This window comes from Exiguobacterium aurantiacum, assembly GCF_024362205.1.
GTDB lineage: Bacteria > Bacillota > Bacilli > Exiguobacteriales > Exiguobacteriaceae > Exiguobacterium > Exiguobacterium aurantiacum_B.
In genome coordinates this window covers 745,243-770,800 of sequence record NZ_CP101462.1, presented here as the reverse complement: position 1 = coordinate 770,800, position 25,558 = coordinate 745,243, and the positions used below count along the sequence as shown (strand labels likewise).

General features: G+C 54.2%; 23 protein-coding genes. 9 read left to right on the top strand and 14 right to left on the bottom strand.

Annotated elements, in window-relative coordinates:
* Positions 1–75 precede the first annotated feature (75 nt).
* Both NMQ00_RS04040 and NMQ00_RS04035 read left to right on the top strand, forming a co-directional pair.
* A complete protein-coding gene (locus tag NMQ00_RS04040; RefSeq protein ID WP_255178046.1) occupies positions 76–804 on the top strand; it encodes a DUF4261 domain-containing protein in 729 nt (242 codons plus the stop codon).
* Between the two features lie 105 nt (positions 805–909).
* A complete protein-coding gene (locus NMQ00_RS04035; protein WP_255178673.1) occupies positions 910–2,184 on the top strand; it encodes an RNA-binding domain-containing protein in 1,275 nt (424 codons plus the stop codon).
* An 8-nt stretch (positions 2,185–2,192) separates the two neighbouring features.
* Here NMQ00_RS04035 and NMQ00_RS04030 read toward each other — a convergent pair whose 3' ends face one another.
* The 7 genes from NMQ00_RS04030 to pulA form a co-directional block, all read right to left on the bottom strand.
* The gene (locus NMQ00_RS04030; RefSeq protein ID WP_255178045.1) at positions 2,193–3,110 is read right to left on the bottom strand and encodes a DUF5996 family protein; all 918 of its coding nucleotides are present in this window, start codon (positions 3,108–3,110) and stop codon (positions 2,193–2,195) included.
* A 107-nt stretch (positions 3,111–3,217) separates the two neighbouring features.
* The gene (locus NMQ00_RS04025) at positions 3,218–3,541 is read right to left on the bottom strand and encodes a thioredoxin family protein (RefSeq protein WP_255178044.1); all 324 of its coding nucleotides are present in this window, start codon (positions 3,539–3,541) and stop codon (positions 3,218–3,220) included.
* 16 nt (positions 3,542–3,557) lie between these two features.
* On the bottom strand, positions 3,558–4,409 hold the full coding sequence (locus NMQ00_RS04020; RefSeq protein ID WP_255178043.1) for a DegV family protein: 852 nt from the start codon (positions 4,407–4,409) through the stop codon (positions 3,558–3,560).
* Between the two features lie 133 nt (positions 4,410–4,542).
* Complete coding sequence (locus NMQ00_RS04015) at positions 4,543–4,959, bottom strand: RDD family protein (RefSeq protein WP_255178042.1); 417 nt, start codon at positions 4,957–4,959, stop codon at positions 4,543–4,545.
* Between the two features lie 18 nt (positions 4,960–4,977).
* Positions 4,978–6,051, bottom strand: a complete 1,074-nt coding sequence (locus NMQ00_RS04010) for a nitric oxide synthase oxygenase (protein WP_255178041.1) — start codon at positions 6,049–6,051, stop codon at positions 4,978–4,980.
* A gap of 103 nt (positions 6,052–6,154) precedes the next feature.
* Positions 6,155–9,007 (bottom strand): EAL domain-containing protein, encoded by a 2,853-nt coding sequence (locus NMQ00_RS04005; RefSeq protein WP_255178040.1) that lies wholly within the window; start codon positions 9,005–9,007, stop codon positions 6,155–6,157.
* A 194-nt stretch (positions 9,008–9,201) separates the two neighbouring features.
* Positions 9,202–12,123 (bottom strand): type I pullulanase, encoded by a 2,922-nt coding sequence (pulA, locus tag NMQ00_RS04000; RefSeq protein ID WP_255178039.1) that lies wholly within the window; start codon positions 12,121–12,123, stop codon positions 9,202–9,204.
* A 215-nt stretch (positions 12,124–12,338) separates the two neighbouring features.
* Here pulA and NMQ00_RS03995 point away from each other — a divergent pair, with 215 nt between their 5' ends.
* A complete protein-coding gene (locus NMQ00_RS03995; RefSeq protein ID WP_255178038.1) occupies positions 12,339–13,469 on the top strand; it encodes a GGDEF domain-containing protein in 1,131 nt (376 codons plus the stop codon).
* Between the two features lie 27 nt (positions 13,470–13,496).
* Here the strand turns inward: NMQ00_RS03995 and NMQ00_RS03990 are convergent, their stop codons facing one another.
* From NMQ00_RS03990 to NMQ00_RS03960, 7 genes are all read right to left on the bottom strand, one after another.
* The gene (locus NMQ00_RS03990) at positions 13,497–14,066 is read right to left on the bottom strand and encodes a hypothetical protein (protein WP_255178037.1); all 570 of its coding nucleotides are present in this window, start codon (positions 14,064–14,066) and stop codon (positions 13,497–13,499) included.
* Positions 14,067–14,130: 64 nt separating this feature from the next.
* Positions 14,131–15,789, bottom strand: a complete 1,659-nt coding sequence (locus tag NMQ00_RS03985; RefSeq protein WP_255178036.1) for an FAD-dependent oxidoreductase — start codon at positions 15,787–15,789, stop codon at positions 14,131–14,133.
* A gap of 12 nt (positions 15,790–15,801) precedes the next feature.
* Positions 15,802–17,088 (bottom strand): arsenic transporter, encoded by a 1,287-nt coding sequence (locus NMQ00_RS03980; protein WP_255178035.1) that lies wholly within the window; start codon positions 17,086–17,088, stop codon positions 15,802–15,804.
* Positions 17,089–17,118: 30 nt separating this feature from the next.
* Positions 17,119–17,397, bottom strand: a complete 279-nt coding sequence (locus tag NMQ00_RS03975) for a Fe-S cluster assembly protein HesB (RefSeq protein ID WP_255178034.1) — start codon at positions 17,395–17,397, stop codon at positions 17,119–17,121.
* Positions 17,394–19,151: an arsenical pump-driving ATPase gene (gene arsA / locus NMQ00_RS03970; RefSeq protein WP_255178033.1), complete on the bottom strand. Its 1,758-nt coding sequence runs from the start codon at positions 19,149–19,151 to the stop codon at positions 17,394–17,396. The genes NMQ00_RS03975 and arsA overlap by 4 nt, the downstream gene beginning before the upstream one ends.
* Positions 19,152–19,165: 14 nt before the next feature.
* Positions 19,166–19,525: an arsenite efflux transporter metallochaperone ArsD gene (gene arsD / locus NMQ00_RS03965; RefSeq protein ID WP_255178032.1), complete on the bottom strand. Its 360-nt coding sequence runs from the start codon at positions 19,523–19,525 to the stop codon at positions 19,166–19,168.
* Between the two features lie 13 nt (positions 19,526–19,538).
* Positions 19,539–19,856: an ArsR/SmtB family transcription factor gene (locus NMQ00_RS03960; protein ID WP_255178031.1), complete on the bottom strand. Its 318-nt coding sequence runs from the start codon at positions 19,854–19,856 to the stop codon at positions 19,539–19,541.
* A 225-nt stretch (positions 19,857–20,081) separates the two neighbouring features.
* Between NMQ00_RS03960 and NMQ00_RS03955 the strand changes: the two genes are divergently transcribed.
* The 6 genes from NMQ00_RS03955 (at position 20,082) to NMQ00_RS03930 (ending at position 25,406) form a co-directional block, all read left to right on the top strand.
* On the top strand, positions 20,082–21,563 hold the full coding sequence (locus NMQ00_RS03955) for a SulP family inorganic anion transporter (RefSeq protein WP_255178030.1): 1,482 nt from the start codon (positions 20,082–20,084) through the stop codon (positions 21,561–21,563).
* A 107-nt stretch (positions 21,564–21,670) separates the two neighbouring features.
* Positions 21,671–22,084 (top strand): universal stress protein, encoded by a 414-nt coding sequence (locus NMQ00_RS03950; RefSeq protein WP_058764343.1) that lies wholly within the window; start codon positions 21,671–21,673, stop codon positions 22,082–22,084.
* A gap of 106 nt (positions 22,085–22,190) precedes the next feature.
* Entirely contained in the window at positions 22,191–22,394 is a 204-nt protein-coding gene (locus tag NMQ00_RS03945) for a PLD nuclease N-terminal domain-containing protein (protein ID WP_084592848.1), read from the top strand.
* Positions 22,391–23,239, top strand: a complete 849-nt coding sequence (locus tag NMQ00_RS03940; protein ID WP_255178029.1) for an ABC transporter ATP-binding protein — start codon at positions 22,391–22,393, stop codon at positions 23,237–23,239. The genes NMQ00_RS03945 and NMQ00_RS03940 overlap by 4 nt, the downstream gene beginning before the upstream one ends.
* A complete protein-coding gene (locus tag NMQ00_RS03935) occupies positions 23,239–23,997 on the top strand; it encodes an ABC transporter permease (RefSeq protein WP_255178028.1) in 759 nt (252 codons plus the stop codon). Before NMQ00_RS03940 ends, NMQ00_RS03935 begins: the two co-directional genes overlap by 1 nt.
* Positions 23,998–24,170: 173 nt before the next feature.
* On the top strand, positions 24,171–25,406 hold the full coding sequence (locus NMQ00_RS03930; protein WP_255178027.1) for an exo-beta-N-acetylmuramidase NamZ family protein: 1,236 nt from the start codon (positions 24,171–24,173) through the stop codon (positions 25,404–25,406).
* Positions 25,407–25,558 lie beyond the last annotated feature (152 nt).

The following is a 25,558-nucleotide window of genomic DNA, read 5'->3' as shown; positions in this document are numbered from 1 at the left end:
ATAGGGCATAATAAGAGAAGAGACCGGGCCTCTCCCTATGAGGGGCCTGACTATTTGAAGAAGAGGATGATTCTTATGAACCGTACACAAGTGTTGCTCGCCCTCCCAGGAAACTGGTCATCGGCCGAGGCAGTCAGCGAACAAATCAGTTTACATAGCGAAGGCTACACGATGGCCGGCCTGTTGCTGTTAGAAGACGAGACCGGAAAAGCGTTCACGGTCGAAGTCGTCGAGCGCGACCCGGCCCTCGCTGAGGCGATGATCCATGCCAGCTCGGGTGGCTTCACGCCGAAAATCGCGAAAGGACTCGCGCGCCATACGCATATCGTCTATTTGATCGTCGACGTCAATGACGTGACGGACATCGCGGCGGCTCGCCGTGCGGCCAATGCGATCTTGAACGCCGGTGGACTCGGCGTCATGGTCGAGACGGCTGGTGTCGCCTACTCGAAAGACGAATGGCAGGAGTCGAAAGAAGAAGACCTCGCCCTCGACTATTCGCTTCTCACGGCCATCACCGAAGAAGAAGACGCCTACGTCTCATGGGGCATGAAAGCGTTCGGTCATGCCGACGTCGCCGTACCGGCCACGCTCGAGATCGAAGACGCGATTCACGTCGTCCATTCGTTCAACTTCCACCTCATCTCGGGTGGATCGATGTTCGGAGACGGGGACAGCTTCACGTTCGAGGACGGCAAGACGTTCACGGTCGAGATGGGTGAAGACGAGCGGACGTCAATCGACAACTTGCTCCATAACCCGTTCGGCTTGATTTACCTCGTGCCGCAGACAACTGAAGGTTAAATATGGTGATCGATTCGGACTCCCGTCCAAATCGATCTTTTTTGATTAATCGATTATAATCGATTATAATTAATCTATACAAATAATAGATTAGAGGTGAATCATATGAAAGAGTCGCCTACGGTTGAGTTCAAGCGAGAACTTACAGACGCTGTCGTTCACGAAGTGATTGCGTTCGCCAACACGCAAGGTGGTGTTCTTTATATCGGTATAGAAGATGATGGTACCGTCCTCGGTGTCCCTAACGCACATAAACAACTCGAAGCAGTATCAAACAAGCTACATGACAACATTCAACCAGATATTCTAGTACATTTATATTTAGAAGTGGTTGAGCTCGACAAAAAAGAGGTCATAAAGATAGCTGTGGCCCGCGGAGCGAGACGCCCTTATCATTTGAAGAGAAAAGGCATGAAATCGTCGGGTGTTTTCATTCGGTACGGTACGTCTGTCACAAATGCCTCTGAAGAAAACATCCGCCAAATGATTATCGAATCAGATGGGACGAACTTTGAAACGATGCGTAGTTTGAAACAGGAACTGACTTTCGAGGAAGCTTCTCATTTTTTTGCTCAAACGAACATCAAATTTGGTGTCGAGCAACAACGTACACTTGGCCTGATGACAGATGATGGCTATTACACAAATTTAGGGCTCCTTCTTTCTGACCAATGCGAACACTCAATCAAATGCGCCCGCTATTTAGGGAACGACAAGCTTGAATTTCAAGATCGTAAAGAATTTAGCGGCTCCATTCTCGCACAAGTCGAATCCGTCTATGAATACCTTAGTCTGAACAATGCCACGTCAGCGCGCTTCGTCGGTCTAAAACGGCTCGAGACCGAAAGTTATCCTAGTCCTGCTTTGCGAGAAGCTCTTGTAAATGCCGTTACACATCGCGATTATAGTTTTAGCGGTAGCATCTTGATTCATTTATTCCAAAACCGAATCGAAATCGTCTCGGTGGGCGGACTCGTGAAGGGCTTAACGATCGAGGATATCAATTTAGGCATTTCTCAGAGCCGTAATCCAAAACTAGCCAATGTATTGTATCGTCTGAAATGGATTGAAAGTTATGGTACCGGGTTACAACGAATCAAAGAAAGCTACAAAGAAAGTCTCGAACGACCATTCTGGACTACGAGTCCGAACGCCTTTGTCATGACGTTGCCTAAACAACAGCTAACGACACCAGACTCTGACGAGAACGAACTCGAACAATGGCTTAGTCAACAGTCCGAATTTACGACAAGAGAACTCGAAGCCTATTTGAATAAAAGCAAAGGGACTGTCCGAAAACTGATCGAACAGTTGATAGCTGAACGAAAAGTGACCCGTGTCGGAAACGGTCGCACGACGCGCTACCGTACGTTAAACTAAACAAGGGCTCACAGACTTTCGTCTGTGGGCTCTTGTTTTGGTTGCGCCGGCATATCGAGCGGCAAGAAATAATGTGCGCGCCCTTCCCACCCGAGTTGATCACTCAACAGGTCGAACGACGTCCGGAAGAAGGCTTGGATGTCATCTGCCCGACTCACGTGCTCAATCGACAAAAAACATTCGCTCATCTTGGAGTCGTAGTAGGCGTCCACAGGTTGAAGCCGCTCCGAGCCGAGGTCGGTGTATTGAAACGGATACGGCAAGATGAAGAACGTCGGCACGTCGACGGACTCGTCGCCGAGCCAAAAGCCGAACTCGATCATGTGCTCGTCGAACGCCGCCTTCTCGATCACCTTGTCCTCGGGGAACGGCTCGGATTTTCCGTAGACGATGAGCGATGACACGTCGAACGTGCCCCAAAACAAGGCCGGCTTCACTTTCCGGCATCGCAGCGGGGCGAGAAACACCGCTTGTTCCCGCGCAGCGTACTGGAACAGGCGCACCCCTTTCAGGGCCGTCGATGTGTCATAGGCGAGCGGGGTCTCATCGCGGTCGAGCCACCAGATGTCGCGCATCTCTTGCGATTTCGGGTTAATGGTGACGGTGATGCCAGATGCATGGAGTGCGTCGACCATCGCGTCGTAGTATGACTTGATTGACGTCCCGTCCGTCAGCGGAATGACGGTCGTAGCGGTTTTGACCTGCACCGTGATGGCCGAAGCCGCGACATCGACGTCGATGTCGAACAACGTCTCCCCGCTCCAAAGCGGCCCGGTCGAAAATCCGCTCACGGTGAGCGGCAACGTGACGTGGGCCCATTGCGGTTCTTGCGGGGCGAGTCCAAGTTTGATTTTCCCGAGAATTTGCGACACGAGATGGAGCGTGAGCTTCGTGCCTGCCCATTCGGAGTGGCGTATGATTTCCATCAGTGTTTCCCCATTTCTTCATTCGAAAAAGTGACGCAACTACTGTCTTGATTCCCCTTGCCCGACGCAAACAATCAAAAAAAAACCACAGACGTGTGTCTGTGGATTCAGCCGCGCATCTCTTGGAGACGCTCGAGTTGATGGGTCAGCTCGCCGATTGGGACGAACCGGGCCCGGCGGAGCGTCTCTCTGCCGTCGAGGAAAAATAAGACGACCGGAACGGTGAAAATCGAGTAGGCGCCGGCAATTTCCGGTACCTGATCCGAATCGATGGCGACCGCCTCGATATCAGGGAACTCCGTCAACATCTCCTCGACTTGAGGTTTGAGCGAGTGGCAGACGCTACAGGTCGGATGCGACACGTAGACGAGCAATTGCTCCGAGTCCGCGATCCGGTCGTGTAACGCCGAAAGTGTGGTGACAGCTTCCATCAAACTCCCTCCTAACTTAAGCGTTGAGCCAAAGTACCCCGACCGTCTCGAAGCCTGCGTGGACCGCGATCGACGGACAGAAACGCGTCTTGACGACTTCAATCTCTGGCAATTTCTCCTGGATGAGCGCGACAAGATTGTCTTGCATCTCCGGGGCGAGCGCCGTCTGGACGAAGACTCGGTTGTTGTGAATGCCGTTCGCGGCGTGGCGGCGTTCGAGCTCGGTCACCATCTCGGCGTACGCTTTCTTGAGCGACCGTGCTTTTTTGAACGGGATGACTTTCCCCGTCTCATCGAGCGTGATGATTGGTTTGATGTTCAGGATGTTGGCGAGGAACATTTCGCCTGATGAGACGCGACCGCCACGGCGCATCGTTTCCATGTTGCCGATGATCATAAAGAAGTTCTTCTTGTCGCGCCATGCTTCGAGCAGGGCGACGATCTCCTCGGCGGACTTGCCTTCAGCCTCGGCAGCGAGACCGAGCCGGACGAGCTCTTGCTGCGCTTCGAGCGCTGCGTGTGAGTCGACCGTGTACACTTTGAAGTCGGCCGCTTCTGCCGCGGCACTCGAGTTTTTCACAGTCGAGCTCAAGCCGTTCGAGCAGTGGACGGCGATGGCGCAGTCGTAGCCTTCTTCTTTCAAACGTTCATAGCGGGCGATGAAGTCGCCAAAGATCGGCTGCGACGTCTTCGCCTCTTTCTTTTGGTCGATCATGTAGCGGTGCAAATCCTCGATTGAGAGGTCGACTTCGCTGTAGCCGCTGCCGTCGACGATCAATTGAATCGGGACGATATCGACACCGAGACGGGCCGCCTCTTCTTTCGAGAAATTGGCCATACTATCGGTAATCCATGCGATTTTGGTCATAACAAAAATCCTCCGTTGATCGTTCAATTTTTTCCTTTTTCATTATACCTTATTTTTCGGATTCGTTCCTTTCCGACCGATTCTCATGAAAAAAGACAGGGCGACGCGTCGTCGCTCTGTCTTAGCCTTCGACTCATCGTGTCGAAATCAGTTTCGTATGGGCAAATTCATCATGCGGCAATTCCGTCTCTTTGCCCGCCTTGATTTGTTGGAGCGCCTTTAAGAGCGGCAGTCCGAGCGTCGCCGGATAGACGACGTCTTTATACAGCGTCCGCTTCACGACTTGCTCGAGCGAGAGCGGGCGTCCGTCTTGGCTGACGACTTTAATGCCGACGACTTGGTCTCCGATCGTCTGCCCATTTTTATTGAGCAGGAAGTACACTTCCCCGGCAATCGTCACGAGCGTCGGCAAGTAGTAACGTTTCACTTTTTTATCCGGCCATAGTTTCTTTCGAATCGTCTTCTCGACGAGTTTCGCGGGCGTCTGAAAAATGAATTGGTCGATTTGACTGGCAACAGCACGTTTCCAAATTGGGACTGCCACGTTCATCATCCTCTCGTTTCGGTTCTAGCCTTTTGATTCCTCTTTTGCCTTCGCTTGAAACGCAGAAAATGGACAACCGGAGCGCGCGAACAAGTTCGGCGTCACAATTTCGTCATTGTAATGGCGATGGAACACGTGCGTCGCGGCCGGTGATAACGGCGGGATGAGCCAGCTCCATTGACCGGTCACGTCACGCCCGGCGTCATGTTCATTTTTCTCGAACCGTTTGAACTGTTTCGCCGCCGTGTGGTGGTCGACGATCGTCACCCCGGCCCGCTCGAACGACTGCAGGACGGCGACGTTCAACTCAACGAGGGCACGGTCGCGCCAAAGCGTCCGTTCTTTCGATGTATCGAGCCCGAGCGACGCGCCGACGAGCGGCAATAAATCATAGCGATCCGAATCGGCCAAGTTGCGCGCGCCAATCTCCGTCTCCATATACCACCCGTTGAACGGGACCGATGTGAAACGCAGTCCTCCAATCTCGAGCTCCATGTCGGCGATAGCCGGGACGGCGTGCCATTTGATGTGGCGACCGTCGAATAAGTCGTACGTCTCGTGCCGGATGTCGACCTCGAGCACCGCGTCGTCCGGCAGTTCATAAAGCCGAACCTCACGCCCGTCGGTGATGAGGAGCGGTAGGACGTCAAACGCAGTCCCAGCACCACTCCAGCCGAGCCTTGCGGCCTGGCGCGTGATCGTCAGCGACAGCGGGTCACCGATGATGCCGTCTTCCGACTCATACGCCGCGTAGCGGATGAGTTGCGCGTTCAACAAACGGAACTTGTTCGGGAGCACGGTCATCGTCGAGCGGATCTTCCCACCGTTCGTCGCATACCGCAAATGACTGACGAGCGCCTCGAATACGTCATCGAACGTCTCCGCGTCCCGGGCGTCCCGGACGGTGAGCGTCTGCCAAAACAAACGACCGATGCATCGGTTCGAGTTGCGCCAGGCGAGTGTCGCGCCTTCCGTCAACTCGTCGGTCGTGAGCGTATACGTCCCCGTGCGCTCGATTTCGACGGCAATCGCCTCGAGCCGCTCCGTATAATCGCCTTCTAGTTGTGAGAAAAAGTGTCGGGCTGCTTGCATGTCCATCTTGTCTATCTCCTCTTCGTGTCTGTCCCCTCCATCTTAGAGAAAATTGCTACAGGTTTCTAGTTTTAGCGTACAGAAAAAGCGAGCCGGTGCCGGCTCGCTCTCAATCTGTCTGATCAATCAAGTCTTTCGCTTTCTGAATCGTGAAGCCGCGCGGTTTTTCGCTCTCTAGAGCGGTCAACCGTTTCTCGAGTTCGACCGTCTGTTCATACGACGCCTCGTATTGGTACAGTCCGTTGGCGAGCTCGGTCAGTCGCGTCACTTGAATCGGAAGTGGCGCCATCCCCTCGTCGAGCAAGATGACGAGACTGAGATCACTGTCGACCGGCAGGCGGATCGCTCCATAGAAAGCGATCGTCTTGAAGCCGCGCCGCATGATGACGATTGGCGACGTGCCGACCGCGACGTCTTGATTACGCAGGCGCGTGATTGTGATGCCGGCATGAATCAGCCGGCTCGCGGATGGGATCATCTCGACATACTCCTCAATCGGGGTCAGCGTCCCCGTTTCGAGCGCTTGTTCGAACTCGGCCTCCTTGAGTGGACGACTGAAAATATATCCTTGGATGACATGACAACCGAATTCACGGAGACGGAGCAAATCGTCCATCATCTCGACACCTTCGACCACGACGTTCATCCCAAACTCTTCGGCGATGAGGAGCAGGCTCCGAATGATGCCTTGGGCCTTCCGGCTTTGGTTGACGTTATGGGCGAACACCCGGTCAATTTTAATCGTTTGGGCGCTATACGCCTGTAAGTAAGCGAGCGACGAGTAACCTTTCCCGAAATCGTCGAAAGCGATCGGGATGCCGAGGTCGTTCAAACGTCCAAACACTTGCGTGATTTGCTGGGCGTCCTCTAACAGCGATGTCTCCGAGATCTCGACTTCGAGATAGCTCGCCGGGATATGATAACGGGCGAGCGTGTCCTCGAGCACATGCTCGAAATGCTCTTGATACAAATATTTGGCCGACACGTTAATCGAAATCGGAACTTTTTTCGGGAGCGTCATCAAATAGCGGCACACTTCTTCGATCAGCCAGTTCGTCAAATCTAGATGAAGGCTGCTCTCCTCGGCGAGCGGGATGAACTCGGCCGGTGAGATCGATCCCCACGTCGGATGCGTCCAGCGCATGAGCGCCTCGGCTCCGACGATCTGCCCTGTCCATGCGTTCACTTTCGGCTGATACATCAGGTAGAACTCTTTGTTTTGAAGGGCCCCTCGCATATCCCGCAGCAGTTCGTACCGCTTCAACGACTCGATGTCCATTTGCGACGAGTACAGCTCCAACTGGGCCTCGATTTTCTTATCGGCCCGGTTCATGGCGATACAGGCGTGCTTAATCAACTCGCTCGCTTGTGCACCGTCTTCCGGGTAACGGCTCACCCCGATCGAGATGCGGGCGAACAAGTCATAGACGTCGACGCGGAAGCGATGGGTCGAGAGCGTGCCGAGTTTCTGTCCGAGCGCGAGCACTTCGGGGTCCTCCATGCGTCGCGGCAAGACGATCAGCACGTTGTCAGCGTCTAAATGCCCCAGAAGCGCGTCCTTCGGCAAGAGACGAATCAGTTGATTCACTGTCGCGACGCGCCACTCGTCGCCGAGCTCGTAGCCGAACGTATGGTTGATTTCCGCGATTCGGTTGAACGACAGCGAGAACAACGTGAACGGGTCGCGCTTCCGGGTCAAGTGATACACCGATTCGGTGATCGACTCACGGTTTGGCATGTTCGTGATCGGGTCGAGCGAGGCGAGACGCCAAATCTCTTCCTGCTGCTCCTTCAACTGCGTGATGTCTTTGACGAGCGTCCGGAAGCCGATGACGTGCCCATCTTCCGCGAAAATCGGCTCACGGTTCTCTTCAATCCACTTGACGTTCCCTTTGGCGAAAATCCGGTATGAGAACGTCGACGGTTTGCCGCTCAACGTCACTTCCCGCGCCTGTTTGATTTTCGGGATGTCATCCGGGACGACAACTTTTTGCCAATAATCTGGATGGGCGTTGAATTGGTCTTCCGTATAACCGAAGATGAGCGAGAAGCCTGGCGTTAAAAACTTGAATTGCTTCGATTCGAAATAGCGCTCAAAAATGACCGAGTCGACAATCTCACACAACTGTCTCACTTTCGACCGTTCTTTCGTCAGTTCTTCTTCGGCCGTGACCAGGTTCGTTACGTCGAACATCGCCCAGGTGACAGCTTTTCGGTCTTTCGAGACACCGACTTTAACGATCAGCTCCAAATATTGTTTTATTTTCGGATTGAAGGCGCGAAGTTGCGTCTCATATTCGAATTGAGCGTGATCGTGAAGCAACGTCTCGATTGCCGCCGCGAACGCACCCCGGTCATCCTCATGAATCAATTTCCGGAAATCCTCCCGCTTCATGTCCGCGAGCTGTCGTTTCGTCAAACCGAGCAAGTTCCCCGTCTGCGGGGAATGATAAAAGGCACCGGTCTCGAGGTCTAGCTCAATCAAGATGAGCCCAGGGATGCGTTCAAACAGCAACCGGCTCACTTTCAACCGATTGTAGCGTTCCCGCAGCTCCGTCTGCGTCGTCAAATCTTTGACGACCCCGTAAAGGCCCGTAATGACCCGGCCGGTATAGAGCGGCGTATTCGTGATCGATAGATGAATCGAGCGTCCGTGCGCATTGCGCGCTTGGAGTTCATAATGCACCGTTTCGCCTTGGAGCGACCGTTGATGGAACGTCTGGACACGTTCGCTCTCCGTCACAGGCAACCATGAGGCCGGATGGACGAACCGTTCTTCCTCCCCGTTGAAGAGAAGCGATAGTTTTTCATTCGAGTCGACGAGTTTCAAGTCACAATCTAAGACGTAGACGGCGTCCGGATACTGATCGAGCAGCAACGGGTCGATATTGATCCGTTCCCCACGCTCCAGTTGTTCAACGTTTGATTCCAATGCATGCTTCCATTGTCGGAAGAAGCCCATTTCCACCACTCCCCGGCGTGACGTTCATCACATGAATATCGTATTATCTTGATTATATAAGATGGGGACAGGCGGATACGCTTCTGTTTTTGAAAATAAGGGGAACAACCTCTCTTTTGTACATATTTTCAAATTAATGTCATTATTTTAACCATTAAAAAAGACCACGGCTCGATTGAGCCGTGGCCTCCTGATTAACGCTGTTTCACGACGACCGAGCCATAAGCCGGTACATCGACCGTGCCAGAGACGCGTTTAATCGTCTTCGTGCCCGCTTGTTTCCCATCGACGATAAGGTTCCATTGCCCGCTCGGCAACTTTACTTTGACCGTCTTGGCGTTGGCGTTGTGCGTGATGAACAAGTCTTTCTTCTGGCCTGGTGCTTTGTCATCGATCGAGTAGCTGATGACATTCGCTTCGGCTTTATAGAATTTCAAGTTTTTCTTCACATCGACCGCCTTCGTCATGCGGAGACCTGGGTTGTCTTTACGCATCTCGATCAAGCCTTTCATGTACTGGACGTCCGCCTTACGGTCAGCGGCCCGTTTCCAGTCCATTTGGTTGATGCGGTCCGGCGATTTGTACGAGTTGTGATCGCCTTCTTTCGTCCGCATGAACTCTTGACCGGCATGGATGAACGTCGTGCCTTGGCTCGTCAAGAGGATGCTCGACGCGAGACGGTGCATCTTCGTGCGGTCCGCTTCCGACGTTTTCGCGTTCGTGAGTTCGAGCTTGTCCCAGAGCGTGTGGTTGTCGTGCGCTTCGACGTACGTGATCGCTTGCGTCGGTTCTTTCGTGAAGCCTTTGATGTCGGCGCTATAGTCAATCTCGCCGACGATGCCTGTCTTGATGCGGTTTTCAAGGCCAGCTTTCCCATTGATGAAGCCGTTGTCCGTGTCGACGAAGACACTGCCTTTCAAACCATCGCGGATGTTGTCGTTGAAGTGCGCGATGCCTGGCATCTTATAGGCGTTCTTTTGGTTCGCTTTTTTCGCCGGGTCGAGCGGTGTGCTGAGGTCCCAACCTTCGCCGAAGACGAGGATTGATGGATCGACCTTGTTCAAGGCCGAACGGACTTGGTTCATCGTCTTGACGTCATGGATGCCCATGAGGTCGAAACGGAATCCGTCCCAATGGTATTCTTTCGCCCAGTAGACGACCGAGTCGACGATAAGTTTCTGCATCATCTTGCGTTCCGAAGCGGTATCGTTGCCAACGCCCGTCCCGTTCGCGAAGTCGCCGCCTTCAGTGTAACGATAGTAGTATCCTGGGACAATCTTATGCAAGTTCGACGCCTGGGCATCGAACATGTGGTTGTAAACGACGTCCATGACGGCGCGCAAGTTGTTGTCATGGAGCCCTTGAATCATTTGTTTCATCTCGCGAATCCGGACTTTGGCGTCATATGGGTTCGTCGAGTACGAGCCTTCCGGCGCGTTATAGTTTTTCGGGTCATACCCCCAGTTGTATGATGCGTCCGGTTTCGTCTCATCGACCGAGGCCGTGTTATAGTCGTATACCGGAATGAACTGGACGTGCGTGACGCCGAGGTCTTTCATATGGTCGAGGCCCGTCTTCGTCGCTGTCTTCTTGCCGTTGACGAGGAGACGTGTCCCAGGCTCGACGACGCCGAGATATTTGCCTTTGTTCGTGATGCCTGAGTCATACTTGTCTGACGTGACGTCAAAGATTGACAAGTCACGGACGTGCGTCTCATAGATGATGGCATCTGTCCGTTGCTTGAGTTTCGGTTTCATCGAGTTCCAACGTTTCGGTTTCGTCTCGTTCAAATCGACGACGACCCCTTGGTCCCCGTTCACACCGACCGCCGTCGCATATGGATCGACCGCACGGACGCTACCTGACGCGTGCTTGACGTTGTACGTGTAACCGATGCCGTCCAAGTCGCCGCGTACTTCAGCGACCCACGTGCCGCGCTCGCCACGCTTCATCGAGATCGTCTTCTTCAAATCTTTATCTGAAGCCGGACGTGTCTTCGGCATGTTCCATAGTTCGAGCTTGACGTCTTGAGCCGTCGGGGCCCAGAGGACGAACTGTGATTTTGACTGCTTGTACGTCACGCCGAGCTTGCCGTCATAGGCGTACTTCGCGTCGAACTCCGGTGATCGGAGCACGTCGCCCGCTTGAAGCACTTTGTCTCCGAACGTCGGGTGCTTCGCCGTGATGACTGCCGCCAAGTCGATGTCGGCACTGAAACGGACGGTGACAGACTTGTCGCCTGTCTTCTCGACCGATTCAACCGTCGCACCTTCGACTGCCAATTCGCTTAAGAACTTCTCATCGATGACGCGGTTGAGCGTGAGTTCCGCTTGACGGAAAGTGTCCGCCTCGAACGAGATGATTTTTGGAGAGCGGTCGATAACTGGTTCTGAGTAGTAGATCGTCGAATCGCCTTCGACGAGCCAAATTTCTTTCGCGGTGCTGAGCGCGAACCGGTCTTCGCCGTCTTTTTCGGCCCATTCCCCTTTTTTCGTGACGAGCCCGATGAGCTTCTTCGCGTCCGGGTTGGCGAACGTCACGTTCGCGACGCCGCCGAAGGCGTCCGTCTCATCGAAGTTGATGCTTTGACCGTCACCACCGTCGGGCCACGTCCAAAGACCCCAGTCTGTGTATGTATTGTCGTAACGGAAGTAATGAACTTTCATATCCACGTCCGTTGTTGCCGTCTCCCCGTCCGGGTTCGACGTATAAATCGTCGAGTCGCCTGACTTGATCCACACTTCGGCAACGCCGTCTTTAATCATATCGCTCGTGATGAAGCGGTCGTTCTCCGACCCTTTATCTTTCTCCCAGTTGTCCGTGCGGACGATGAGACCGAGCTTTTCTGGTGAGTCGACCGGGAATTCGTAGGCCGCCACCTTGCCGAAGTCGTCCTCGCCGTTGAAGGCGAAGCCTTTGTTCGGGAAATAATCTGGGTTATTCGCCCAAAGCCATAAGTTCCAATCCGTTTGATTGTCCGGTGCCTCTTGATAGTGAACGACGACGAGCGTCGACTTGCCTTTATCGAGAGCGGACGATGACATCGGAAACATTGAGAACATTAGTGCAAACGTTAGCACAACTGCCCATGCCTGCTTCCATCGTTTGTTGACCATGTGGGTCCCTCCTTGTAGCATCAATTTAGGAAAACGCTTACACAAAAATTGTAAACGTTCCCTTTTCGGAATTCAATGTTTTTCTAGACAAACACCTAACGCCTTCCACTTTGCGCCATCGGTTGGGAATCACCCTCTATTTTCCATTTAAAAAAACGATTGCATTATCGTTTGATTGGACTGTATATAGAAGTTAGAGGAGGAATTTTTAATATATGTTACTTACGAACCTCATCAACAACTTGATTGCCAACGCCAGTCTATTACTGGTCGGCCTCTATATCATCTCGCGCCTCACGAAGCTGGGCGTGACGACAAAGCTCCCGCTCCGGCGTCAAGTCACCATCTCCTTCTTACTCGCCGGACTATCCATTGTCATCACCCTCCACGGCGTATTGTGGAACGCGCAAGCCGACTTTCAATACGGGTTTGTCCCCATCATCATGTCGGCTCTCTATTTTGGCCTGACGGGTGTACGCATCACGTATGTCGCGAGCATTCTCGTTTTGCCGTTCATCTTGACCGAGACGCTTTTGTTGATCGCGTTTCTCGACTACACGCTCGCCGCGTCAGTCGCTGTCGCGTTCATGTGGTTCCGTGAACGAATCAAACCGGCGCGGGACATCCGAATCGTCAATGCAATCAGCCTCGGATTCATCTCGCTGTTCTCATTGTTAAACGTCAGCAATTATAATCAAGCCGAAACGTATGTGATGACGCTCTTCGCCTTCATCACCATCGGCTACTCGGCCGGATTCCTTCTCCATATCGTCTACGGAGGCATCCATAAAATTCAACGCTCGGAACGACTCATTTCAAAATATAAAGAAGCGGCCTTCACCGATGCGTTGACCGGACTTGGCAATCGCCGCCGCTTCGAGGAAGAGATGAAACGGGTCGACGAAGAAGTGTTCAATGGAACGCAAGACGTCGCCTTGCTCTTCCTCGACATCGATCATTTCAAATCGATCAACGATACGTACGGCCATGATGCCGGTGACGTCATCTTAGTCGAATTAGGCAACCGGTTGACGCAGACGGCCCGGACCGATGACATGGTCTGCCGCAACGGCGGCGAAGAATTCTCGGTTTTGTTAGCTGACTGCACGTTGTCGCAAGGATTCGTCATCGGGAAACGCTATTTGCGGCAAATCGCCGAGGCGCCGTTCCTGTTGCCGGACGGGTCGTTGATTGACGTCACCGTCTCAATCGGCATCGCCAGCACGTCAGAGTCCAAAATCGCCACGTCGAGCCAACTAATCAAAAAAGCCGACGTCGGGTTATATGTCGCCAAACGGAGCGGACGCAACCGGCTCGGCAAGTGGAACGAAAAGAAGGCAAACTAACCCCTGATGCGCGGCATCAAGGGTTCCTTATAGTTTCTTCCATTTTTCTAACGCCTCTAAGTACCAACGATAGCTCAGCTTGAACTCTTCATCGGTCACATCCGGCGGCCACAACGCGCGCGGAATCAGCCCCGTGAACTTTGCCGCTCCCGTATGCGCATAAATATATGAAGCGACTTGGGTCGACATATCTCTCGTTAAAAAGCCTGTCACGAACTTTCCGTCCTTGCTTTCGAATATGATGTCGAGTCGGCGTCCTTCCATCTCGTCGAGGATCAACTGATTGTATCGTCGATGCGCCTCGTCTTTATGTTTGTACACCATCCCACGCCGTGCGTTATCGTCTCGTTCCCAGCGATGGTCCTTTTTTTCCTTTTCCGTAAAGATTTTATCAATCATACGCGGGTCATCAATCGTTAAACAACAAAAGATATGGTCATACGACAACTGATCATCGTTCACCAAGTCCATGATGTCCGTCTTCGGAATGATGCGTGCCTTGTAACGGATCATCACTCTTCGGACGACTTCTTCTTTCTCAAAAATGAGCCACTGCTTTCGACGCTCGAACTTCTCATGCAACATTTGGTAGTTCATATTGTTCACCTCTCTAATCAGCATACCAAAAAACGACGCCCGAGTGATTCGGACGTCGTTTGTGTTAGTTCCCGTATTTTTTAAAGAGTTGATAGTTCTTATTTCCACCTGACAAATTGTAGACGTCGGTGAACCCGAGGTTGCGGAGCACGTTTTGCGCCGCGTTCCCCGTCACCCCGCCGTTGCAATAGACAACGGTCGGCTTGTCTTTGTCCATATCTTTGGCGGCCGCACGTAAATCACCGAGCGGTACGTTAACGGCGCAGTCGACGCACGCCTTCTCGAACTGCGAGGCTTTGCGTGTATCGATGATTTGCATGTCCTCACCCGCATCGATCCGCTTCTGCAGGTCCCCTGGCGTGATGAGACGGGCTGCTTTGTCCATACTGTTCGCGAGCACCATGCCCGTGTACATGACCGGATCTTTCGTCGTCGAGAACGGCGGTGCGTAAGCGAGATCAAGATGGAACAAGTCGTCGACTTTCGCTTTGAACGTCATTGCTGTGACAAATACGTCGATGCGCTTGTCGACGCCGTCGAAACCGACGATTTGCACGCCGAGCAGTTGGCGCGACGAGCGGTCGCCAATCGCTTTAATCGTCATGTCTTTTCCGCCCATATAGGCCGGCTTATCCGGTTTCGTGTTATGAAGCACTTCGATGTCGTATCCGAGTTCGCGGGCCTCACGTTCCGAGAGACCGGTCTGTGCGACGGCGAGACCGAACACTTTGAAAATGCCCGTGCCGAGGATACCGCGATGTTCAAGGTCGCCGCCTGTAATCAAGTCACCGAGGGCACGGCCCATCTTGTTCGCCGTCGAACCGAGCGGACGCCAAATCGGTTTTCCCGTGACGAGTGAGAAGCTCTCGGCGACGTCACCAGCCGCATAGACGTTCTTCACGTTCGTCTCCATGCGCTCGTTGATTGCAATCGCTCCCGTCTCACCGATCGTGACTCCGATTGACTTCGCGAGGTCCGTGTTCGGGCGGACTCCGACCGAGAGAATGACGAGGTCCGTGTCGATCGTCTTGCCACTTTCTGTGACGACACGTTCGACGTGCCCGTCACCGACGAGCTCGGTCACGGTCTCACCGAGCATGAGCTCGATACCGTTCTTCTCGAGGTGGTCCTCGACGCGGCACGCCATGTCTTTATCGAGTGGTGGCATCACTTGTGGGATGCGTTCGATGACCGTCACGTCGATGCCGCGAAGTTTGAGCTGTTCCGCCATCTCGAGACCGATGAACCCGGCCCCGATAATCGTTGCGTGTTTCGGGTTCGTCCCGTCGACGAAATCGCGTGTCGCTTCCGCGTTCTGGATGTTGCGAATCAGGAACACGTTGTCCGAATCGACTCCTGGAATCGGCGGGATAATGCTCGAGGCACCTGTCGCGAGCACCAACGAATCGTAGCTGTCCGTGAACGTTTCGCCCGTCTCGAGGTTCTCGACCGTAATCGTCTTTGCACCTGAGTCGATTGCCGTCACGTTATGACGCGTCATGACGTCAAGTTGATAGCGCTTCTTGAAGAATGCCGCGTCGCGAGGCGTCAAATCGTCACGCGATTCGACTTCGCCGCCGACATAATATGGGATGCCGCAACCTGAATACGAGATATCATAATCGCGGTCGTAAATGGTGATTTGTGCGTCTTCGTTGTTACGACGTGCTTTTGCCGCGACCGACGTACCGGCGGCGACTGAACCGATGATGACCAATTTCATAATAGACACTCCTCAATAAAGTAATAGGCTGATGTATAGTCCGAGCAACGTGATCGCGAGCGTCGGGATTGTCAAGATGATACCGACTTTAAAGTATTGACCCCAACCGATCTTAAGCCCTTTCGTACGGAGCACGTGGAGCCATAACAATGTGGCCAGTGACCCGATCGGCGTGATTTTCGGACCGAGGTCGGACCCGATGACGTTCGCATAGATGAGCGCTTCCCGAATCTGACCGGTCGTATTCGTCAAATCGATGGCGAGGGCGTCGATCATGACGGTCGGCATGTTGTTCATGACCGATGACAAGATGGCGGCCAAGAAGCCCATCCCGAACGTGGCGCTGAAAGCGTTCACGGCGAACCAGTCGATGAAGTTAGCGAGCACTTGCGTGAGCCCCGCGTTTTGCAGGCCGTAGACGACGATGTACATCCCGAGCGAGAAGAAGACGATCGCCCAAGGTGCGCCGCGTAGGACGGACCGAGTTGGTACGGCCGGTGAACGGTTCGCCATGATGAGGAAGAACAGCGAGATGACGCCTGCGACGAGCGAGACCGGAATCCCGACGATGTCACTCGTGAAGTACCCGATGACGAGAAGTGCGAGCACGACCCATGACAAGCGGAACATTTTATGGTCTTTGATGACCGAGGCCGGCTCGACGAGTTTCGATAAATCGTATTGCTTCGGAATGTCCTTCTTAAAATACAAATATAGGACGAGCAAACTTCCGCTCACAGCGAACACGTTGACGAACACCATCCGCGCTGCATACTCGGCAAAACCGATGCCGAAGAAGTCGGCCGAGACGATGTTGACGAGGTTCGAGACGACGAACGGAAGACTCGCCGTATCGGCGATGAACCCGGACGCCATGACGTACGCCAACACGACCGCGTCCGGCAGTTTGAGCGCCCGCACCATCGCGAGCACAATCGGCGTCAAGATGAGTGCCGCTCCGTCGTTCGCGAACAACGCCGCGACGAGCGCACCGAGCAACGTGATATAGACGAATAGCTTCACGCCGCCGCCCTTGGCGATGCGGGCCATATGTAAGGCGGCCCATTCAAAGAAGCCAATCTCGTCCAAGATGAGCGAGATGATGATGATGGCGATAAATGTGAACGTCGCGTTCCAAATGATGCCCCAAACGGTACCGACGTCATCCAAATTGACGACCCCGGTGAGTAGGGCGATGACCGCCATCCCCATCGCCGAGTAACCGATGCCGAGGCCTTTCGGTTGCTTGATGATGAGGAAAAGCGTCACCAAGAAAATCAAACTAGCAATCCACTGCACAATGAGTTCCTCCAATAATTCTCTATTTGTTTAGCAAGTCTGTTGTAAGCCGCGAAGCACGAGGCTGACGCCGTCTTCTGTCGACTCGACGTCGATCGTGACGTTCTCCGCCATCGCTTCGGCATCTTTCGCGACGGCGAACGTGAGGCCGTCGAAGTCTTTCACGTCATCCGTCGTTTCCGGAGCCGCTACGACTAGACCGAGCGTCGGGCCACAGCACCCGGCTTCGGTACAGATGCGGACCGATTTCGTCGCTTCCTCGGCCAGTGCCGCTTTCATAAAGTCGATCGCTTCATTCGTAATGTTCATGTTACTTCCTCCTTCAATAGTTGTGAGAGCGCCGGGTAACCGACCGGCAGTTGTTCTTGCCAGGCGAGTAACGTCGGGCGCGGATAAACGTTCACACGTTCGAGCCAAGGCGCCTCGCTCGCGACTTTCGCCGTCAGCAGCTTGCTTGTCACGTCGAGCGGTGTGAACGATTGGTTGACGAACCAGGCGAACGGTTGAATCTCTGCCCGTTTCAAGTCAGCGACGAGCCGCTCGGCTTCATACACCGGTGTCGCTTCAGGGAGGGTCGTGATGACGACGTGCGTCTGTTTCGGATCGCGCAGTCTTGGTAACAGCTCGCGGACCGCTTCCGGGACGACGCCGGTCGAGCGTTCGAGTTCGCGGTGATAGCTCTCCGTCGCATCCAAGAGGAGCAGCGTATGACCCGTCGGCGCCGTATCGATGACGACGAAGCGGTCTTTCGCTTTCGCCACTTGATCGGCGAAGGCGCGGAAGACGGCGATCTCTTCGGTGCACGGCGAACGCAAGTCCTCTTCGAGCATCATACGCTGCTCGTCATTCATATCCCCCGCTTCACGGAACACATCCATCCGGTACTTCTCGATCTCGAATTTCGGGTCGATCGCATCGACGGTGAACGTATCCGGGACGTCCGTACCGATCGTGAAAGCGACGTGTGCGGCCGGGTCCGTCGTCGTCAAATGGACGGCATGCCCGCGCTCACTGAGCGCGACGGCGACGAGCGAGGCGAGCGTCGTCTTGCCGACCCCGCCTTTCCCCATCGTCATGATGACGCTCGGTCCGTCCGTCTCGATTTCGTCGACGAGACGATCGATGGATCCGTAACGATTCGTGTCATAACGTGTGTCCGGGACGACGACCGTCTCTCCGTTCACAAAACGTCGGAGCGCCGGGACACCGACGAGGTTCTCATAGGCATATGGGAGCGTGAACGTCTCGAGGTCGGCGACGCCGTCTGGAAGTTCACGGAGCGCTTGTTGTTGACGCTCGATGAACCGTTTCGTATAGCGGTCCGTCCCTTCTTCGACTGCGACGATGCCGTTGATGACGAGTTGCATCCGTTCGATCCCGATCGCGTGAAGTTCGGTCGCGGCACGTGCAGCTTCGACGAGGGTCGACGTCTCGGGACGGGCGACGAGCAACAGCGTCGTTTCCTGGCTGTTGGTGAGCGTCTCGACGGCCCGTTTATACTGCAGTTGCTTGTCAGCCAAACCAGCGAGCGGACCAAGGCAAGACGCACCGGTCGTGTTCGTCTCTAAAAATTCATCCCACGCACTTGGCAACGTCAATAACCGTAACGTGTGACCGGTCGGTGCCGTGTCGAAGATGACGTGATCGTACGTCTCACGTGCCGACTCGGACGTCAACAGCTCGGTGAACTGGTCGAACGCCGCAATCTCGACCGTACAGGCACCGGACAGTTGCTCTTCCATCGACTGGATGGCCACGTCCGGCAACACGCCGCGATAAGGGCCGACCATACGTTCCATGTATTGTTGCGCTGCCTCTTCCGGGTCGAAGTTCGCGATGGCGAGCCCTGTCTCCGGGACGAGGCGCGGTGTCTCGTCAAGCCCCATCTCAAACACGTCTTGAAGGTTGCTCGCCGGGTCGGTCGAGACGAGCAAGACACGTTTTCCTCGGTCAGCGAGCGTCAAGGCGAGGCTCGACGCCGTCGATGTTTTGCCGACACCGCCTTTCCCGGTCAAAAATACGTAACGGGTCGGCTCGATTGTCGTGAAGTCAAAGCGATTCATTCTGACGCGCCTCCTTATTTTTTGAGCGTGATGCGCACTTTCGGTTTCTCGCCGTCTTGCATGGCGAACGCCTCGACCGGGAGTTCTGTCAATCGGGCGATTTCCTCGTTCGTCATATAAGCGCCCCGTTTGACGATTTCACCGTCGACGACGGTGAGCGGAAGCGTCTCGAGGCCGTTCGCGATTTCAGCTTGGACGTGGGCGTTCTCGACGAACCGATTCGGCTCGGAGGCGAGGTTATAACGGGCCACATCAAAGCCGCGTTGTTTCAATACGTAATGGATGGTGGCGATCCGCGTCAGTTCGGGATCGATTGACGGACCACACAGTCCGGTCGGGCAGCACATGGCTGGTTCGAACACTTCAAGTTTCATCGTTGACTCCTCCTTATATCGCACAGTCCGTTTCACAGTCACAACTCGCATCGACCGTCTCGATGTTGTCGAGCAACTCGACGACGATCGCATAGAACGGGCTCGTCTCATTCAACCGATAGTGAATCCACTGCTTGTCGCGGCGTTCCAACAACAGTCCCGCTTGGCGCATCATCTTCAAATGACGGCTGATGGCCGGTTGCGAGATGTCGAAACAGTCGACAAAACTGCAGGCGCACTGCTCCCCTGCCTGCATTTGCTTGAGCATCGTCAAGCGCGTCGGGTCGGCGAGCACTTTGAGCACTTTACTTAAGTCATCTACCGTATGCATCGTCATTCTCCTTCTCTGTATAACAAATCCGTTATATAACCTTTACGTTATGAAATTACCATAGTTTTTCATTCGAGGCAATTGTCATTTCAGAAAAAGTTCGGTATGATGAAACACGTTGTGAAACCATGTGTCGGTCGAACGACTTCTTTCATATAATGCGGCGTTTGATCTTCGTGAGACTCGGAGATCAAAGTCAAAAAATATATAGAGAGGTGTGTTCTTTTGGAAAAATTGAATACGATCAAACAAGATTGGCTCGGCAATGTCCGGGCAGACGTCCTTGCGGGGATCGTCGTCGCGCTCGCGCTCATCCCTGAGGCAATCGCTTTCTCACTCATCGCCGGAGTCAACCCGATGGTCGGGCTATACGCGTCCTTTATCATCGCCATGGTCATTTCGATCGCCGGCGGTCGTCCGGCCATGATTTCGGCCGCGACCGGTGCGATGGCGCTCGTCATCGTCTCGCTCGTCGCGGACCACGGACTCGAGTACTTGCTCGCGGCCGGTATTTTGACGGGAATCATTCAAATCGCGCTCGGCTATTTCGGCATCGCCCGATTGATGAAGTTCATCCCGCGCGCCGTCATGGTAGGTTTCGTCAACGCGCTCGCGATTTTGATCTTCCAAGCGCAATTGTCGAACTTCGAAGGCGAGAGCTGGATTATCTGGGCCATCGTTGCCGCGTCACTCGCGATCATCTTCTTATTCCCGCGTGTCACGAAAATGATCCCGGCCCCGCTCGTCGCCATCGTCGTCATGACGGTGCTCGCGATCACGCTCGGTCTCGATACGAAAAACATCGGTGACATGGGAACGATCTCAGCAACGCTACCGGAATTCTTATTCCCGAACGTCCCGTTGACGTTTGAAACGTTGATGATCATCCTTCCTTACTCGATCTCCCTTGCATTCGTCGGATTGATTGAGTCACTGTTGACGGCACAAATCGTCGATGACATGACGGGCACGGACTCGAACAAGAACCGTGAGTCGCGTGGTCAAGGGATTGCCAACATCATCGCCGGATTCTTCGGCGGAATGCCGGGTTGTGCGATGATTGGCCAATCGGTCATCAACGTTTCGTCTGGTGCCCGCGGCCGTCTGTCGACGTTCGTCGCCGGACTCGCGTTATTTATCATGATTATGACGATGAGCGACATCTTGATGCTCATCCCGGTCGGCGCCCTCGTCGGTGTCATGTTCTTCGTCTCGTACGCGACGTTTGACTGGGGCTCGCTCAAGGCGATGCGCACCGCTCAAAAATCAGATACGGTCGTCATGCTCGTCACCGTGCTCGTCACGGTCGTCACGCACGACTTGTCGCTCGGTGTGTTCGCCGGGATCTTGACAGCAGCAATCCTGTTCGCCGCGAAAATCTCGAAAGTCGAACTCGACCGCAGCGTGGAAGCTGACCGTGCCCGCTACATCGTGAACGGTCAGCTCTTCTTTGCCTCGACGTCTGAGTTCGTCAATCAGTTCGATGTGACCGAAGACGCTGAAGCCGGTGTCAAACACGTCACGATCGACTTCTCGAACACGCACCTTTGGGACGACTCGGCCATCGGCGCCATCGATAAAGTCGTCTTCAAATATCGCGAAGTCGGGATTGAGCCGGAACTGCTGAACTTGAACAAAGATTCAGAGAAACTGCTCAACACGCTCGCGCTACACTTGAAACAACAAGAAGCCAACGCCGGACATTGATTTGGCTGAGGGAGTGGACATTCGCGTTCACTCCCTTTTTTTATATCCATCGCTCTACAAAATCGCATATACTAAAAGTAGATTGTGTGAAAGAGGAGGACGTTTCAATGGGAAAGGTATTTTTAGCGGCAGACGGATCTGCCCACTCGAAGCGGGCGCTTGAGAAAGCGATCCAGCTCGCCAAGGCATCAGACGCATCCATCGACATCGTCCATGTCGTCAGCGCCAAAGAATCGAAAGAAGCCGCGCTCAACTCGACGGGAAAACTCGATCTCGAAGCGAAGCGAAAATTGATGTTGCAACCCCTGTTCGACCAAGTCGTCGCGGCCGGGCTCGAATATGAATATATCGAACTTCGCGGCGAACCGGACGTCGAACTCGTCAAATACGCGAACCATCAACCGTACGAGTACGTCGTCGTCGGATCACGCGGACTGAACACGTTCCAAGAGTTCGTCCTCGGCAGCGTCAGCCATAAACTGGCCAAACGCGCCCTCGCCCCGGTCATCATCGTCAAATGATCGTCACCCTTTCTTTGCGGAGAAAGGGCTTTTTTCTGTTCCATACAGGAAATAGGTCCTATGTGTGGAATGGAACAGTGAACTCATTCATAAAGGAGGAACACAATTGGACATTGCCAATGACTCAAATTTATTGCTCATCCTCTTGCCGCTGCTCGTATTGCAACTCATCTTGCTCGTCGTCGCCTTGATCGATTTGCTCAAACGGCAAGAAACGAACGGACCGAAGTGGGTGTGGCTTCTCGTCATCCTGTTCATCAACATCCTCGGGCCGATCGTCTACTTCCTATGGGGACGGACGAAGCGATGAACGTCACCAAACTGACGAAACGGTTCGGCACGTTCACCGCACTCGACGACGTCAGCTTCTCGCTCCGACCAGGTTGTACGTCACTCCTCGGTGAGAACGGGGCCGGCAAGACGACGCTGCTCAACATGATTGCCCGCGTGACGACACCGACGTCCGGACAAATCGTCGGGCATGATGCCATCCGCATCGGCTATCTGCCACAGCGGCCGGCGCTCTACCCATCGCTCACACCGGTCGAGACGATCCGTTATGCGGCCGAGTTGACCGGCGTCACGAATATCGACCCAATCCATCTGCTGAAACGGGTCGGACTCGAGCCCGTCGATCGACCGGCCGCGCATTTGTCCGGCGGCATGCGGCAACGGCTCGGCATCGCCCAGGCGCTCGTGCATGACCCGGAGTTGTTATTGCTCGATGAACCGGTGTCGGCGCTCGACCCGCGCGGCCGTCGCGAAGTACTCGACTTATTGAGCGATTTAAAACGGGAGCGGATGATTCTCTATTCGACGCACGTGCTCCCTGACGCCGAGGAAGCGAGCGACTGGGTACTCTTGCTCCGGCAAGGACGTCTGCTCATGGAAGGGACCGTCACCGATTTACTCGGCTCGAAGTCCTCGATCCAAGTCCGTCTGTTCAACGACGTCGTGACGGAAGGCGAGTGGCGGACGCTGCCGGGCGTCAGTCACGTCACCCGCTCCGGGACGACATGGGAACTCGAGACGGACACGAAAGACGTGACGGAACGGGCACTTCTCCAACTGCTCCTCGAACGCGGCCTCCGTCTTCAATCGCTCCATGTCGGGCACCCGTCACTCGAGTCACTGTTCTTGGAGGTGAACGCCTGATGAGATTGGCCATCTTCAAACAAGAGTGGAAAGAGTCGTGGCGCAACAAGCGCCTTATCTGGGTGCCGATCGCCTTAATGTTGCTCGCGGCGATGCAGCCGCTCACGCTTTATTTCCTCCCGGACATCTTGGCCTCAGGCGGCAACCTGCCGGACGGGGCGGTCATCGAGATTCCGACCCCGTCACCGGAAGAAGTGCTCATGTCGGCGAGCGAACAGTTGCGGCAAATCGGACTGCTCGTCGTACTGTTATCCGCCATGCATACGTTCAGCCATGAACGGTCGCTCGGCACGCTCGCCTGGCTCAAGTCGCTGAAGATTCCGGCCACGCGCATCGTCCTCAGCAAATGGGGACATTATTCGCTGCTCGCCGCCGTCGCAGTCGCTCTCGCCCAATTGAGCGCCGCCTACTACACAATCGTCTTGTTCGATTCGTTCGACATCACCGACTTCTTGGTCGCGACCGGACTACTCATGCTCCATTTCGTCGTGCAGCTGTCGATTTTCTTCTTGTTCGCGGCGTTGCTCGAGAGCGGTCTCGTTGCCCTCGTCATCACGCTCGGTCTCCACTTCGTCATGTCGCTCCTTCTCGGCTGGCTCGAGTGGGATTGGATGCCATGGCGGCTCGGCTCGTTATCGGCCGAGGTGCTCCTCGGTGAGACGTCTATCGTTTGGGCGATTGTCAGCGGCCTCCTGCTGATCGGCCTGACGCTCTTCGTCGCCTCGAAACGGTTGTTGTTCATCAGCCGTTCGTCATAAGCTGCAAGCATCATGTGAAAGCCATCGGAAAATCCGATGGCTTTTTAGGTACAACGAATCAAATCAAGAAATATAATTTCCTATTTTTATTACATATTATTGAATTAAAAATACAAAATGGTACACTTTCGAGTAAGTGGTGAAGCGCTTACATTTATGGAGGAGGAATTGTTATGAAGAAATGGATTGGCGGTCTCGCCGCCCTCACACTCGTCACGTCATCTGTCATGTTGCTCGATGCCGATGCCAAGTCCGTCCCGAAAAAACCGAAAGTCGAACTCGGGGTCGACCGGTTGATGGACAATCCTGAAATCTTGGCCGGTAAACGAGTCGGGCTGATCACAAATCCGACCGGGATCGATGCCAATATGACGAGCATCGTCGACTTGTTCCACAAATCCGATGATTTCGAATTGACGGCACTGTATGGACCAGAACACGGTGTCCGCGGTGATGCGCAAGCCGGATCGACAATCAGCTCCTATATCGACGAAGTGACGGGACTCCCCGTCTATAGCCTGTACGGGGCGACAAAAAAACCGACAGCCGAGATGCTCAAAGACGTCGACGTACTCGTCTTCGACATACAAGACGTCGGGACGCGCTTCTATACGTACATCTATACGATGGCATATGCGATGGAAGCCGCGGCTGAAAACGATATCCCGTTCGTCGTCCTTGATCGTCCAAACCCACAAGGCGGCCTACGTGTCGAAGGTCCCGTGCTCGACCTGGCTTATTCGAGCTTCATCGGCCTCTATTCGATTCCGCTCAAGCACGGCATGACCGTCGGTGAGCTCGCACGCTTGTTCAACTCGGAGTATCAGATTCAAGCCGACCTCGAAGTCGTCAAGATGAAGGGCTGGAAGCGCTCGATGTTGTATGAGGACACGGGACTCCCGTTCGTCATGCCGTCACCGAACATGCCGACGACGGACACGGTCAACGTCTATCCGGCGACCGGTCTGTTCGAAGGGACGAATCTGTCGGAAGGACGCGGCACGACGAAGCCGTTCCAATTGATTGGCGCCCCGTACGTGAAGGCGCATGACTACGCCAAGACGTTGAACGGACTCGAGCTTCCCGGCGTCACGTTCCGTGCTGCCTCGTTCACGCCGACGTTCTCGAAGAACGCGGGCAAACTGTCACACGGCGTCGAAGTGTACGTCACCGAGCCTACGAAGTTCGAAGCGGCCAAGACCGGCATCGCCATGGTGAAGACGGCGCACGATTTATACCCAGAAGAGTTCGAGTTCCTCGCCAACGACTTCATCACAAAGCTGACTGGGAACGCCTACGTGAAAGATATGATTCTCGCCGGTGAGTCGCTCGAGGCGATTATGGCGAAAGTCGATGCCGAGCGCGACGCGTTCTTACCAATCCGGAAAGAGTATCTTCTGTATAAATAAGTCTTAATCAAGGAGATTCACACCCCTACCTGCATGACATGATTCAACCGCATAGAAACAGAGCACTGCAGAAATCGATTGGCTGTCTCACCTTAAGAACGTATTAGAATCGACGATTCACGTCCAAGTCTTTTTGACCAAATGAAAAACCG

Coding starts and splice junctions, on each gene's coding strand:
- NMQ00_RS04040 (WP_255178046.1), top strand. CDS start 76: ATGAACCGTACACAAGTGTTGCTCGCCCTCCCAGGAAACTGGTCATCG.
- NMQ00_RS04035 (WP_255178673.1), top strand. CDS start 910: ATGAAAGAGTCGCCTACGGTTGAGTTCAAGCGAGAACTTACAGACGCT.
- NMQ00_RS04030 (WP_255178045.1), bottom strand. CDS start 3,110: ATGGAAATCATACGCCACTCCGAATGGGCAGGCACGAAGCTCACGCTC.
- NMQ00_RS04025 (WP_255178044.1), bottom strand. CDS start 3,541: ATGGAAGCTGTCACCACACTTTCGGCGTTACACGACCGGATCGCGGAC.
- NMQ00_RS04020 (WP_255178043.1), bottom strand. CDS start 4,409: ATGACCAAAATCGCATGGATTACCGATAGTATGGCCAATTTCTCGAAA.
- NMQ00_RS04015 (WP_255178042.1), bottom strand. CDS start 4,959: ATGAACGTGGCAGTCCCAATTTGGAAACGTGCTGTTGCCAGTCAAATC.
- NMQ00_RS04010 (WP_255178041.1), bottom strand. CDS start 6,051: ATGGACATGCAAGCAGCCCGACACTTTTTCTCACAACTAGAAGGCGAT.
- NMQ00_RS04005 (WP_255178040.1), bottom strand. CDS start 9,007: ATGGGCTTCTTCCGACAATGGAAGCATGCATTGGAATCAAACGTTGAA.
- pulA (WP_255178039.1), bottom strand. CDS start 12,123: ATGGTCAACAAACGATGGAAGCAGGCATGGGCAGTTGTGCTAACGTTT.
- NMQ00_RS03995 (WP_255178038.1), top strand. CDS start 12,339: ATGTTACTTACGAACCTCATCAACAACTTGATTGCCAACGCCAGTCTA.
- NMQ00_RS03990 (WP_255178037.1), bottom strand. CDS start 14,066: ATGAACTACCAAATGTTGCATGAGAAGTTCGAGCGTCGAAAGCAGTGG.
- NMQ00_RS03985 (WP_255178036.1), bottom strand. CDS start 15,789: ATGAAATTGGTCATCATCGGTTCAGTCGCCGCCGGTACGTCGGTCGCG.
- NMQ00_RS03975 (WP_255178034.1), bottom strand. CDS start 17,397: ATGAACATTACGAATGAAGCGATCGACTTTATGAAAGCGGCACTGGCC.
- arsA (WP_255178033.1), bottom strand. CDS start 19,151: ATGAATCGCTTTGACTTCACGACAATCGAGCCGACCCGTTACGTATTT.
- arsD (WP_255178032.1), bottom strand. CDS start 19,525: ATGAAACTTGAAGTGTTCGAACCAGCCATGTGCTGCCCGACCGGACTG.
- NMQ00_RS03960 (WP_255178031.1), bottom strand. CDS start 19,856: ATGCATACGGTAGATGACTTAAGTAAAGTGCTCAAAGTGCTCGCCGAC.
- NMQ00_RS03950 (WP_058764343.1), top strand. CDS start 21,671: ATGGGAAAGGTATTTTTAGCGGCAGACGGATCTGCCCACTCGAAGCGG.
- NMQ00_RS03940 (WP_255178029.1), top strand. CDS start 22,391: ATGAACGTCACCAAACTGACGAAACGGTTCGGCACGTTCACCGCACTC.
- NMQ00_RS03935 (WP_255178028.1), top strand. CDS start 23,239: ATGAGATTGGCCATCTTCAAACAAGAGTGGAAAGAGTCGTGGCGCAAC.
- NMQ00_RS03930 (WP_255178027.1), top strand. CDS start 24,171: ATGAAGAAATGGATTGGCGGTCTCGCCGCCCTCACACTCGTCACGTCA.